This window comes from Brasilonema octagenarum UFV-OR1 (assembly GCF_963888615.1).
Classification (GTDB): domain Bacteria; phylum Cyanobacteriota; class Cyanobacteriia; order Cyanobacteriales; family Nostocaceae; genus Brasilonema; species Brasilonema sennae.
In genome coordinates this window covers 68,990-82,172 of record NZ_CAWPKW010000032.1, presented here as the reverse complement: position 1 = coordinate 82,172, position 13,183 = coordinate 68,990, and the positions used below count along the sequence as shown (strand labels likewise).

The 13,183-nt window shown below is 41.7% G+C and carries 10 protein-coding genes; 5 read left to right on the top strand and 5 right to left on the bottom strand.

Annotation, left to right across the window (positions count from 1 at the left end; all coding sequences use genetic code 11):
* Positions 1–35 precede the first annotated feature (35 nt).
* Positions 36–266 (top strand): DUF4926 domain-containing protein, encoded by a 231-nt coding sequence (locus AC5590_RS01995; protein WP_211178230.1) that lies wholly within the window; start codon positions 36–38, stop codon positions 264–266.
* Positions 267–357: 91 nt separating this feature from the next.
* Here AC5590_RS01995 and gcvP read toward each other — a convergent pair whose 3' ends face one another.
* The 4 genes from gcvP to AC5590_RS01975 all read right to left on the bottom strand — a co-directional run bounded on the left by gcvP (position 358) and on the right by AC5590_RS01975 (position 6,372).
* A complete protein-coding gene (gene gcvP, locus AC5590_RS01990) occupies positions 358–3,252 on the bottom strand; it encodes an aminomethyl-transferring glycine dehydrogenase (RefSeq protein ID WP_169262902.1) in 2,895 nt (964 codons plus the stop codon).
* 244 nt (positions 3,253–3,496) lie between these two features.
* A complete protein-coding gene (gene gcvH, locus AC5590_RS01985) occupies positions 3,497–3,883 on the bottom strand; it encodes a glycine cleavage system protein GcvH (protein WP_169262901.1) in 387 nt (128 codons plus the stop codon).
* A 416-nt stretch (positions 3,884–4,299) separates the two neighbouring features.
* Positions 4,300–5,442 carry a glycine cleavage system aminomethyltransferase GcvT gene (gcvT, locus tag AC5590_RS01980; protein ID WP_169262900.1) on the bottom strand — a complete coding sequence of 381 codons (1,143 nt, stop codon included), beginning with the start codon at positions 5,440–5,442 and terminating at the stop codon, positions 4,300–4,302.
* Between the two features lie 66 nt (positions 5,443–5,508).
* Positions 5,509–6,372 carry an Rpn family recombination-promoting nuclease/putative transposase gene (locus tag AC5590_RS01975; protein ID WP_169262899.1) on the bottom strand — a complete coding sequence of 288 codons (864 nt, stop codon included), beginning with the start codon at positions 6,370–6,372 and terminating at the stop codon, positions 5,509–5,511.
* 602 nt (positions 6,373–6,974) lie between these two features.
* On the opposite strand from AC5590_RS01975, the gene AC5590_RS01970 reads away from it, so the two are divergent.
* The 4 genes from AC5590_RS01970 to AC5590_RS01955 all read left to right on the top strand — a co-directional run bounded on the left by AC5590_RS01970 (position 6,975) and on the right by AC5590_RS01955 (position 12,379).
* Entirely contained in the window at positions 6,975–7,706 is a 732-nt protein-coding gene (locus AC5590_RS01970; RefSeq protein WP_211178229.1) for a hypothetical protein, read from the top strand.
* A gap of 162 nt (positions 7,707–7,868) precedes the next feature.
* Positions 7,869–8,624: a hypothetical protein gene (locus AC5590_RS01965; protein ID WP_172195219.1), complete on the top strand. Its 756-nt coding sequence runs from the start codon at positions 7,869–7,871 to the stop codon at positions 8,622–8,624.
* Positions 8,625–9,054: 430 nt separating this feature from the next.
* Complete coding sequence (locus AC5590_RS01960; protein WP_169262897.1) at positions 9,055–11,772, top strand: two-partner secretion domain-containing protein; 2,718 nt, start codon at positions 9,055–9,057, stop codon at positions 11,770–11,772.
* A 112-nt stretch (positions 11,773–11,884) separates the two neighbouring features.
* Positions 11,885–12,379: a pentapeptide repeat-containing protein gene (locus AC5590_RS01955; protein ID WP_169262896.1), complete on the top strand. Its 495-nt coding sequence runs from the start codon at positions 11,885–11,887 to the stop codon at positions 12,377–12,379.
* A gap of 235 nt (positions 12,380–12,614) precedes the next feature.
* Here AC5590_RS01955 and AC5590_RS01950 read toward each other — a convergent pair whose 3' ends face one another.
* Complete coding sequence (locus AC5590_RS01950; protein WP_169262895.1) at positions 12,615–12,956, bottom strand: XisI protein; 342 nt, start codon at positions 12,954–12,956, stop codon at positions 12,615–12,617.
* Positions 12,957–13,183: the final 227 nt, after the last annotated feature.

The window sequence follows — 13,183 nt, the reverse complement described above, 5'->3', positions numbered from 1 at the left end:
GTAAGTTGTTATATTCTTTTAGATAAGGGCTGAGTATGAATTCACAAATTAAGTTACTTGATGTAGTTGCATTGCTGAAAGATTTACCAGAGCTTGATTTGTATAGGGGACAGGTTGGAACAATTGTTGAAGAGTATGAGCTTGGAGTATTTGAAGTAGAGTTTAGCGATACTCATGGTCGCACTTATGCGATGGAAACATTAGAAGCTGACAATTTGATGATTTTATATCATCACCCATTGGCAGAAGATAGGATTGCTATGTAGCATTGGTGAGGGAAATTGGTATTAGGGATGAGTAACTCTTTATCTGAAAAGTATTGAGCGAGGAATAAAAACTCCTCACTCGCCATTCTATTTAATACGCATCCATTGGCAGACAAGAGCAAACAAAATTTCTATCTCCATATGCGGCGTCAATACGACCAACACTGGGCCAGAATTTGTGTTCGCGAGTCCAAGGTGCTGGGTAAGCAGCTTGTTCCCGTGAGTAGGGATGATTCCATTCTCCGACAATCAGACTTTCTGCGGTGTGGGGTGCATTTTTCAAGACATTATCTTGGGCATCCATCTTACCTGATTCAATTTCCGCGATTTCTTGGCGAATAGCAATCATTGCATCACAGAAACGGTCTAACTCTTCTTTGGATTCACTTTCTGTGGGTTCCACCATGATTGTACCTGCCACAGGCCAGGAAACCGTTGGTGCATGGAAGCCATAATCCATTAGGCGCTTGGCAATATCATCGATTTCGATATTTGCAGATTTTTTGAGCGATCGCAAATCCAAAATACACTCATGAGCAACTAAACCATTTTTCCCTTTATACAAAACGGGATAGTAAGATTCAAGTCTGTTGGCGATATAGTTTGCATTCAGAATTGCGACTTTGGTTGCTTCCGTCAAACCATCTGCACCCATCATAGCAATATACATCCAAGATATCACGAGAATACTCGCGCTTCCCCAAGGTGCAGCGGAAACTGCACCCATTTTTTGTTCACCGTCCATTTCAACAACAGCGTGCCCAGGAAGAAATGGTACCAGATGGGAAGCAACGCCAATAGGTCCCATACCAGGACCACCGCCACCGTGTGGGATACAGAAGGTTTTATGCAAGTTCAAGTGACAAACATCCGCGCCGATATCTCTCGGACGACAAAGCCCCACTTGAGCATTCATATTCGCCCCATCCATGTAAACTTGTCCACCGTGAGTGTGAACAACAATACAGATTTCCTGAATTTGCTCCTCAAACACACCGTGAGTTGAGGGATATGTTACCATTAATGCCGCAAGTTCTTTACTATGCTTTTGAGCTTTAGCCTTAAGGTCATCTAAATCAACATTACCTTCAGCATCACAAGCAACAGCAACCACTTTCATCCCACACATCACAGCACTTGCAGGGTTTGTTCCATGTGCTGACTGGGGAATTAAACAAACATTGCGGTGTCCTTCCCCTCGACTTTCATGATACTTCCTAATGACGAGCAACCCTGTATATTCACCTTGAGAACCAGCATTTGGTTGCAGGGAAATTCCCGCAAATCCTGTGATTTGCGCTAACCATTCCTCTAGCTGCTGGAACAGGATTTGATAACCCCGTGTTTGTGATAGTGGTGCAAAAGGATGTATCTTGCCAAACTCAGCCCATGTGACTGGTATCATCTCAGATGTGGCATTAAGCTTCATCGTACATGAACCCAAAGGAATCATCGACGTTGTCAGCGACAAATCCTTAGCTTCCAGCTTGTGCAGGTAACGCAACAACTCAGTTTCTGAGTGATAGCGGTTGAAAACGGGGTGAGTGAGGTAGCTAGTGGTACGGGGGAGAAAAAGAGCAGGGGAATGCCCTGAAGCAGGGGGGAAGAGTAGATCGTCGCCAAAAGCGAAAATTTCCAACAGGTCGATTAAGTCTTTTTCTGTAGTCGTTTCGTCTAAGGATATACCTACAGTAGTTGTGTTTAAAATGCGTATGTTAATGTTATCTGCTTTACAAGCTTGTAAAATCTCATCTAAACTCCGTTCTCCTAAATCGACTTGCAGGGTATCAAAGAAATATTCAGAACCAATGCTGTAACCCAAACGTTTTAATCCTTCTGACAGCATCACAGTCTTTTGGTGGATGTTCTCAGCAATTCTTTTGAGTCCATCAGGACCGTGGTATACAGCATACATACTTGCCATGACTGCCAGCAACACTTGTGCTGTACAGATATTACTAGTTGCTTTTTCGCGGCGAATGTGCTGTTCACGGGTTTGCAAAGCAAGGCGCAACGCAGGTTTACCCTGAGCATCTTTTGATACACCAACAATTCGCCCTGGAACTTGACGCTTATACTCTTCTTTGGTGGCAAAGTAAGCTGCGTGAGGTCCCCCGTAGCCCAAGGGAATACCAAAGCGCTGAGTGCTTCCTACAGCAATATCAGCACCAAATTCACCTGGGGGTGTTAGCAAAGTCAGACTTAAGGGGTCTGCTGCTACCGTTACCAATGCTCCCATAGCATGGGCTTTTTCTATAAAAGCGCGGTAGTCATAGATTGTGCCATCGCTGGCGGGGTACTGGAGAATTGCCCCAAAAATGGGTTCAGAAAAATCAAAGGTTTGATGATCTCCGACAATAATATCAATTCCCAAAGGTTGAGCGCGTGTTTGCAACACATCTATAGTTTGGGGATGACACTCACGAGAGACAAAATAGGTATTTGCTTTATTTTTGCAAAAACCATAGCTCATAGTCATCGCTTCTGCGGCTGCTGTGGCTTCATCTAGCAATGAAGCATTAGCAATTTCTAAACCTGTTAAGTCAATAATCATGGTTTGGAAATTCAGCAGCGCTTCGAGTCGTCCTTGGGCAATTTCTGGCTGATAGGGAGTGTAGGCGGTATACCAACCAGGGTTCTCTAGAATATTGCGTCCAATCACAGGTGGGGTGATACAGTCGTAGTACCCCATACCAATAAACGAGCGGAAAACTTGATTTTTGGAAGCGATTTCCTTGAGCTGAGCAAGTGCTGCGTACTCATTTTCTGCTTCTGGTAACTCTAATGAATCAGATAACCGAATTGCCTGCGGCACTGCTTGGTCAATAACTTCATCAAGAGTACCATAACCCAGCACCTCAAGTAAATGCTTGATATCACTGGATGATGATCCAATATGCCGTTCTTGAAAAGAACTTAACTTTTGGCTACTTTCCCCTGACATCTGCTGATGGTTTGATTTAGGACGAGGAACATTAGTTACCACGAACTGCTCTCCGACGCGACTACTTCATATTTTGCAACAATTCTGTTTGACGCGTTGGGTATAATTTGTCAATTTCTCAAAATTAATGAAGTTTTTTTAGAAAAAGTCATAAAACTTTTCCGGATACTGTAGGGACAAGGACAAACAAGAGTGAGGGAAGTAGAGAAACACAGAGGCAGGGAAGAGTTAATGATCAATCACTCTTTCCTCACACTCCTTCACTCCCTTACTCCCTCACTCCGTTCTATCCTTCTACCTGAATGCTGTATTCACTTGCAGTCAAGGCATCATCAATTTCACCAGACTTGTTAACGCGTACTTTGAGCAACCATCCTTCCCCATAAGGATCTTCTGCCAATTGTTCTGGTGATTCTATCAAAAGTTCATTGCGTTCTATAACTGTACCAGTAACTGGGGAATTAAGGTCTTCCACAGCTTTCACGGATTCAATTGTGCCAAAGGTTTCTTCCTTGGAGACAGCGTCACCAATATCTGGGAGATCTAAAAACACAATGTCACCTAATTGGTCTACCGCAAAGTCGGTAATGCCAATGGTGGCAATTTCGCCTTCCAGACGCACGTATTCATGAGTATCTAAGTATCTCAAATCTTCAGGATATTCAAAGGGCATACCACTTCCTCATCCACATAAAAAAATTACTACACCGATAGCGATTTCCGCTATATCTATTTAACTGTTATCAGTTATCTATTTCATCCCTTGGTTAAGGGTTGAGCTACCACAGTGGCTCAAAAATTGACGCATTCACGAATTAAAAATTCAAAAAAATATTTTTTTGAAATTCGGTTCGCAGTGAAGGAGCCAATTAAGCGAAGGGATTGTGATGAGCGACTACGAACACCCAACGGGAGAGCTAGTCGTGAAGGCGCAGGAAACCGTTCGGCTGAGCTCACGGCCGAAGCCTTCCTACATAACGCGCTTACTCACCACTTACCTGCTATGTTAAAATCCGACCAAGAGCAGTTGCTGGGGTTTTACGCCAGTCGTCTCAAGTGCCGGTCTAAATTACACTATACCCATTCGCTTCATTCAAAATTCTTCACACGGTTTTTTGATCGATAAAACGGACGTTTTACCACAACCGCTGGGTAAGCTTTGCCACGAATTTCTACTTCTAGCTGCTGATTCACAGTCGCTAGTTGACTGGGAACATAGGCTAAGGCTATGGGATAACCAAGAACTGGTGATAGTGTACCACTAGTCACCTCTCCAACGACCACACCAGTTGATAACACTTGATAGCCATGACGGGCAATGTTACGCCCTTGCATTTGCAAACCTACTAGTCGGCGTTGAACTCCAGCAGCTTTTTGCTGTTCCAAAACTGAGCGACCGATAAAGTCTCCTTTGGTATCAAGATGAAGTAGCCAGCCTAAACCAGCTTCTAATGGAGTCGTCGTGTCGTCAATATCCTGACCGTAAAGTGGCATTGCTGCTTCTAGCCTGAGGGTGTCTCTCGCACCCAGTCCGCAGGGAATGACACCAGCATTGATTAGACTTCTCCACAATTCTACCCCCACATCTAAATCTAACATCACCTCAAAGCCATCTTCCCCGGTGTAACCCGTGCGGGCAAGAAATGCTGGTTTACCTAGTACTGTTCCCTGCAAGTGCCCAAATGCTTTAATAGATGTTAAATCTTCTTGCACCAAGGTCTGAAGAATGCTTACGGCTTTTGGTCCTTGCACGGCAATTAAGACTTTTTCAAGTGAAAGGTCTTGGAATTTCACTTGATTTTGGTCAAGATGTTGCAAGAGCCATGTTTTATCTTTGTCAGTAGTAGCCGCATTGACAATTATCACTCCCCGTTGTTCACCAGTGGCGTCTTCGCCTTGGTAGTAAAAGATGATGTCGTCAATGATACCACCTTTATGATTTAATAAGACAGTGTATTGAGCTTGACCGGCTTGCAAGCGGCTTAAATCTGAAGGAACTAAAAGCTGGAGTTGAGATATAAGGTTCTTCCCTTGCAAAGTAAATTTACCCATGTGGGAAATATCGAACATTCCTGCTGCATTTCTCACAGCCTCGTGTTCCTTGGTTATGCCAACAAATTGCACAGGCATTTCCCAACCACCAAAAGTGGTGAGTCGTGCTTTGAGTTCTTGTGCAAGTTCAAATAAAGGCGATCGCGCTAAGGATAGGATGATTTCTTCTTGATTAGCCACAGGTCTATTTGTTTAGATACGTTTGTCTGTAGTATTTCACTTTTGGTATCTACAGTGTACTTAAACCTAATTTGATTGATCTTGCAACCAAGTCGTTAAATCTGCTTGAGTTGAAAAATCCAATAGTGCTTCGGCAAGATTCTCCAGTTGTTCGATAGATAGCTGACTGATACGCTCTTGCAATTGCTGATCCATGTTACCAATGCGGCGTCGAAGCTGACGCATAATTAACTCTAGAGCTTTTTCCTGTCTGACTTCCTCAAGGATTTCCTCACGGACTTCCTCATAAAATCTGGTTTTTTTGATATCAAAATCACCCAATCCAAACATCCTCACCAACTCCTGACGACTGATGCGCGGTAATTTGTATAGTACAATTGTTTCTATTAAATCTAGCACTTGCTGTACAAGCGCTGCATTGGTTAGCTCTGTGCGTGTCCTGGCAATCAAGTTTTTGGCTAATGCGGGAGTTTGTTTTTCATTTTCAACTATTAATTTAATGATACCAACTCCCAAAGATTGTTCAGCCCTATCCCCAAGCTCATTCAGATATAATCGTGTTACAAGTTGACTTTCGAGTAAGACTTGATAGGGTTCGACTTTTGTTGGTTCGATGCTACGGCGAGGAAATATAACGACTGCTCTCCAAGCCTTGGTTGGTGCGTAAAGTCGCAAATACAGAAATATTTCTGAAAATAAACGGGCGTAAAATTCGGTATCTTTTTGAAACTGAACCTCAACAAAATAAATTGGGCGAGTACTAGCATCAGCAGTGGGAAGAAAGACTCCATCAATACGAAATGCTGTTTGTTTTAATTCTACAGAAGCGAAATTATATGCATTTGCCTCATAAGATTGCAGGTTAATTAATTCAAAGAAAGCATTCGGAAAGGTTGTGAATAGGCGATAAAAAATGGAGTCGGTTTTCATTTGAACTTAAATAAGTATTCTTTGTATTCTATGCCGCCTCTTTTCAATACCAACTCAATTCGCGCTTTGCGATGGTGCGGAGCAGCTGCCAAAGGCGATCGCTTCGCTACAGCATAGCGGCAGATCGCATTTCATTCATAGGTGCTTGGTGGGCGATAAGCCGGAGGCTTGACGCTACGCGTATCGCACAAAGTAAAAGACGCGATGAGCGCGTATCGCTATAAGTGAGCGTGAATTTGAATCTGGCGATCGCCTCCACCTTCTCAATACAAACAGTACAAACACCAGGAAAAGCTCAAAGCTAAATATAAACACTCATAAATAGCTTAATTTCTTCAACAACACCCTGGCAATTTACGAAAGGTGGACACTGGGGTGAAGTTAATGTGAACCTAGTATGTCTTTTTTATGAATTATTGACATAACGTCTAGCAGAAATACTGTTGACCGTGGTTTTATATTGTTTAGGAAATGCTCTCCGAAAGATGTTATTAACTCAGCAGTTTCCATTCCACGAGATTAGTTTTAAAGAATGCGGGTGCAGCCTTTAACAACTTTCTCATTCATTGCACACATCGTAAAGCAATTTGAGAGGTTATTGAATGATGATTAATAGATTGGCAAAATTTATATCAGCAGCTACTGTATTAGCTATGACAGTTTCTTTCGCTCCACAATCTGCTCTGGCTCAAAAATTCTCTGGTGCTGTAAATAATAACATTGAAGATACACTGGAATTTGATCTTGAAACCTCTGCTCCTAACAGATCAGGGATATTCTATGGAGCAATTCAAAACCCAGTGTATATTGATAAACCTCCCTTTCAACTTGGTGACTCCACCGAAACTTCTAGAGAGTATAAATTTAATCCAGCAGATTTGAAAGTTTCTTTAGCAGAGATTTCAGACTCATTGCGAAATGTACTCAATACTCAAAGCAGTGGCAGTAGCTTCGAGAATAAATATGGCAGTACTGTAGTCAAATATGAAGCTAGGTTAGAAGATAACTCAAATCCAAAAAACTTCGTTAACTTTGCATTTTATGCTCCCTACACTGAGCCATTCACTAATCTAAATTCTCTATCTGTTTTCAATGCATCAAATTTAACTCCATTTTTGAATTCTCAAGGTCAGGTTGAATTCCCAGAAGAGATTAGCAATTTGAATGGCGATTCTCTTGCTTCATCTAGAGGATTTATCGTAACTTTTGAGCCTGATAATGTAACCAAGGTTCCAGAACCGGCGGCTACAGCAAGTTTACTGGGTTTTGGAATTGTGAGCACAGTATTATTGCGCAAACGTAAGAAACGCCCAGAAACAAGTTTATCTAAATAGTACAAAGACGAGAGTAAAGGTGTTCTAAAAATCTAATTAACTGGGGTGCATCGTGATTTGAGCAAATTACCTCGTGCTCAGATTCAAAGTTGTGTCATTAACTTTCTCCTTAGTTGCTGAAATCCCTTGCCAGCAAGTATTTATTTTTGTCGAATGGGTGTAATGATGATTAACAAATTAGCAAAAGTTATATCAGCAGCCGCTGTATTGACGATGGCAGTTTCTTTAGCTCCACAATCTGCTCTAGCTCAAAAATTTTCTGGTCAAGCAAATAATGTAAACGACAGATTTTCATTTGAAATTAACCCCTCTGCTTCTTACACTGGAGGGATATTCTCTGGAGCAATTCAAAACGCAATCTATACTGATAATGACTCTCTTGCAGTTTTAAACGCTGAAACTCCTAAAGACTATAAATTGAATCAAGGAGATTTGAAAGTTTCTTTAGAATCCATTTCAGACTCCTTGCAGCAAGCACTCAATGTTCGAAGCAGTAGCTTCAAAGGTAAATTTGGCAGTACTGTAGTTAAGTATGAAGCTAGGTTAGAAGATAATTCCAATCCAAAAAACTTCATTCATTTTGCATTTTATGCTCCCTATACTGAGCCATTCACTAATCTAAATTCTCTATCTATTTTCAATGCATCCAATTTAACTCCATTTTTGGATAGTTCTGGTAGTGTTAGTTTTCCGAAGTATCTTTGGGGTTTAAAATTTGATGATAATCTGGAACCTAATCCTTTCAATGAGGATGATTATAGGACTTTTGACTGGACTCCTGATTCAGATAGAAAAAAGGTTCTAGAACCTGCCGCTACAATAAGCTTACTGGTTTTTGGAATTGTGAGTACAACATTATTGCGCAAACGTAATAAACGTCCAGAAATAAATCTATCTAATGCTAAAAAAACTCTGTGAAGGTGTAACAATCTAATTAGCTACTTCCGTATTTGGACAGGATTATCATCAGGTGAATATTGGTGAATATTGCTGATTTATACATTAATATTAGTCAGCAATACACACTCCATAGCGATTCTCAGTTACATACACTACAAAGTATGGGCACAGCGTGCCCCTACAAACGACACGGCAGTCGCATAAATTAATTTTTATATTACAGATAATCTTCCTGAGTTCAAGAAGTAGTAGAGTAACTTAGAAGATTTAATAAAGTATCTAACGAATCCAACGTAAGGTGCGCACTGCCCATTGCCTACGAATGACATAGGAAGGTAGGTAGTGCCCACCCTACAAATTAAAATTTTCAGTCACTCACCAACAACATCCCTGTCTCAACCCAAACCACGTCCTTTGTAAAAAATTCTTCATAACAAACGCATTTACTATGAAAAAGATATTGCCCATTTTGTTAACCTTACCCCTATGCACTATAGCGAGTTTTACTTCTATAGGTACACTCAGAGCGCAACAAGTGACTCCTGATGGAACTGTATCTACCACAGTGACTACTCCTGATGGAAAAATTTTCAACATCAATGACGGAACCATTCGGGGAGGAAACCTTTTTCATAGCTTCAAAGAATTTTCTGTTCCCACAGGTGGTTCGGCTAACTTTAATAATGCAGCTGATGTGCGAAACATCATCGGTCGGGTGACGGGTGGTTCTGTTTCTAGTATTGATGGTTTAATTAGGACACTCAACTCAGCTAACTTATTTTTACTCAATCCTGCGGGGATTATTTTTGGACCAAATGCCAGTTTGAATATTGGTGGTTCATTTTTGGGAAGTACTGCGAATAGTTTTGTATTTGGCAATGGGTTTGAGTTTAGTGCTACTGATCCCCAAGCACCACCGTTGTTAACAATCAATGTTCCGATAGGTTTACGATTTAGAGATAATCCTGGAAATATTGTTAATCAATCTCAAGCAAGTCTTGATGGAGCAACTAATACATTTAGTTCTCCTGCTGGGTTAAAATATCCTGCTGGGTTACAAGTTCCAAATGGAAAAACTTTAGCTTTAGTAGGCGGTAATGTTTCCTTATCAGCTGGTAATTTAACTGCACTTGGCGGAAGGATTGAGTTAGGTAGCGTTGATAGCGATAGTTTTGTGAGTCTCAATCAGATAAATACAGGCTATGCTTTGGGATATCAAAATGTTCAGAAACTTAGAGATATTGGACTGTCTAGCGGTGCACGAGTAAATACCAGTGGTGATGGTGCTGGTGGTGATATCCAAGTGCAGGGTAAAAATATTACTCTCACAGAGAGTTCATCGATTCGTTCTGGTTCTCTTTCACAAGCAGGTGGAAATTTAATCATCAATGCTGCTGAGTCTGTGAAATTGAGTGGAGGTTCCGTAATTGGAACTTCTGCTGATGGTGAAGGTAAAGCTGGAGATGTATTGGTGAAAGCTTTTGATTCTGTAGAGTTAGAAGGAACTGCATCAGCTTTACCTACTTTTCTTTTCTCTCAAGTATGTGGTTTCTCTTCAGAATGTAGCACTGCTACGGGTAATGGTGGGAATATGACGATTGAAACAGGGAAACTACTCGTTCGAGATGGAGCCAATATTGATACTTCGACTTTCGGTGTTGGAAACGCAGGGAATATATTGATAAAAGCATCCAATTCCGTAGACGTGATCGGCACAAACAACAATCCAAATAATAGGATATTGAGTGGTATTCGTGCTCAAGTTGGCACAAATCCACTAAACAATGCAGGCAATGCAGGAAATGTGACTATTGAAACTCAACGATTAACTGTTCAAGGTGGAGCGCAGATATCTACTGCTGGTCGTAAAACTGGCGGCAATGGTGGAAATTTGACTATCAATGCGACAGATTCAATTCTCTTAAGTGGAACTTCACCATTTGCTACAGGTGAACCTTTGGACACTGGACGCAGTGGTCTATTTGTGTCTGCAGAACCAGGCGCTACAGGGAATGTAGGTAGTTTAAAGTTGACGACTGGAGTGCTGACTGTTGAAGGTGGAGCGAGAATTTCAGCAGATAATTTTGGTTCAGGTTCACCAGGTAGTTCAACTTTAGATGTCAGGCAATTGGTGATTCAAAATGGCGGGGAAGTCAAATCAGGTTCTTTCGCTACTGGTGATGGCGGAACTTTGATTGTCAATGCAACCGAGTCTGTGGATGTTATCGGTAGTAGAACCATTGCAGGTAAAACTCTCCCCAGCACTTTGTTCTCTGAAGCTTCAGGTGCTGGTAAAGCAGGGAATTTGATTATCAATACTCCAAATTTAAATGTCCGCAATGGTGGACGAGTGACTGTCAGTGCAACAGGAACTGGTGCTGCAGGTAATTTAACTGCAAATGTAAACACCATTCGCCTCAACCGAGGAAAACTCACTGCGCAAAACAACGCGGGAGACGGAGGTAACATCAACCTCCAAAACTTAGGTCTGTTGCGAATGGAAAATCAAAGTCTGATTTCTGCTCAAGCTTTTAATGATGCCAACGGTGGTAACATCACTATCAACGCTCCCAACGGTTTTGTGGTTGCTTTTCCTGGACAAAACAATGACATTGTTGCAAGTGCAGAACGAGGAACAGGTGGCAACATCGATATCAAGGCTACAAATATTTTCGGTTTGGAACAACGCAAGTCAACTCCCATAAATACAACCAATGACATTGATGCTAGCTCTCAATTTGGCTCTCAAGGAACTGTAATTATTAATACGTTAGATGTTGACCCCAGTCGCGGATTATTTGAATTGTCTGAGAATGTCATCGACCCAGCACAGCAGATTGCCTTAAATCCCTGTATAAAAGGTTTTGGTAGTACTTTCACCGTCACTGGGCGTGGCGGGTTGCCAACTGATCCGAATAAAATCCTTAGTAGTGACAATGTGCGCGTTGATTTGATCCAGCCTGTTGTCAATCAAAAGAATTCCAGTAGTGACACTCAGAATCAGTCCTCCAGCAGTGCAAAAGCCAAACCCAAAGTCAAAGAGATAATACCTGCCCGAGGATGGATCTTCAATGAGAAAGGTCAGGTGGTTCTGGTAGGTTACGATCCTACCCAAACTGGTATACAACGTTCCCAGCCAACACCTCCTGCTTGCCCTGCCTTTTAACCAGTTATCAGTTATCAGTCATCAGAAATTTTGATAACTTTTTACTGTTCACTGTTCACTGTTCACTGTTTTAATAAATTGTGGCAGTGTTGAGATTTATTAAGTTGGCATTATGAAGTATCAGCAAGTAGTCGTTGGGTTGGTTCTAGCTATAGTTCTTTTCTTGTTTCCCCTGTCAGCAGAGGGAGTCGGTTCTTCGAGCATCAGGCGTTCCACGGACGACGCCTTCAACGGTAAGGATTTTTCTGGTCAAAGCTTGATTGGATCTGAATATATTAATGTCAAGCTTAAGGACGTTAATTTTAGCAATGCTGATTTGCGCGGTGGCGTTTTCAATAGTTCAATGTTAGAGGGAGTCAATCTGCATGGTGTAAATTTTACTGAAGGTATAGCCTACTTGGCTGCTTTTCAGGGCAGTGATTTGAGCGATGCGATCTTTACAGACGCAATGATGCTGCGTTCTACTTTTGATGATGTAGACATTACTGGTGCTGATTTTACCAATGCAGTTCTAGATCGTCTGGAAGTGAAAAAACTTTGTGACAAAGCAAGTGGGGTAAATTCTAAAACTGGTGTTTCTACGCGTGAGTCTTTGGAATGTCGGTAAATATAGTGGATATTAGCTTAGCCGTCACGATGTTTTGTAAGTAGAGGTTTTTGGCGATCGCTTCCGAGTGAGCGATCGCTGTATTTATGTTCCCTCAACCTGGGATGAAATTTCATCTTGCCTTGCATTGAGCAGATTTGAGTAACGAGACGTGAAGGGGGTTTTCAGTCTATTTTTTGTTAGTAAAGCGATACGCCTTTATGCGTCTGTTGCTACAAGTGCAATCGCAGATTCCCTAAGCAACTCCACACCCAGTATACGGGCGCTTGTAAGGTGGATGTAGTCCCAAGATAATGTCTTCTTTAGGTACGCCCATCTCGACTAATTCTTGAGCAAGATTGGCTTCTGTCATATTGCGTTGAATCCAAACTTTACTATCTTTGATGTCTAAATGAATGAAACAGTTATAAACCCGTTTGAGTCCCGACCAGCCAACATCTAAAATTTGGTAGTGGTCGTGTTCTGTATCAAAGACAAGCTGGCACTCAACATTGTTATCTGAATTACCAGACTCAAGATTTGCATGAGATGTCAACAGTTGGCGGATGATTTGACGGTATTGCTCTAGTCTGTCCATTTAAGTAGGTAGGCGTAATTAATTCGTAGATAGCAGTAGTGCCAAGAGTTGCGCGTTGCGCGGGTTCCCCGCGTTGTAGCGACTTCGGAGCATCTTGCCCGCGAGCGAGACGCTCGCACTACATCTTATTTTTAATAAAACCCACTTACTTAATAATTATCGTTGGGATAAGGCAGATAGATAACCTTGCTAAGGGGAGGGTTGGGGAGAGGTAATGCAAGAATTAT

Coding starts and splice junctions, on each gene's coding strand:
- AC5590_RS01995 (WP_211178230.1), top strand. CDS start 36: ATGAATTCACAAATTAAGTTACTTGATGTAGTTGCATTGCTGAAAGAT.
- gcvH (WP_169262901.1), bottom strand. CDS start 3,883: ATGCCCTTTGAATATCCTGAAGATTTGAGATACTTAGATACTCATGAA.
- AC5590_RS01975 (WP_169262899.1), bottom strand. CDS start 6,372: ATGAAAACCGACTCCATTTTTTATCGCCTATTCACAACCTTTCCGAAT.
- AC5590_RS01970 (WP_211178229.1), top strand. CDS start 6,975: ATGATGATTAATAGATTGGCAAAATTTATATCAGCAGCTACTGTATTA.
- AC5590_RS01965 (WP_172195219.1), top strand. CDS start 7,869: ATGATGATTAACAAATTAGCAAAAGTTATATCAGCAGCCGCTGTATTG.
- AC5590_RS01960 (WP_169262897.1), top strand. CDS start 9,055: ATGAAAAAGATATTGCCCATTTTGTTAACCTTACCCCTATGCACTATA.
- AC5590_RS01955 (WP_169262896.1), top strand. CDS start 11,885: ATGAAGTATCAGCAAGTAGTCGTTGGGTTGGTTCTAGCTATAGTTCTT.
- AC5590_RS01950 (WP_169262895.1), bottom strand. CDS start 12,956: ATGGACAGACTAGAGCAATACCGTCAAATCATCCGCCAACTGTTGACA.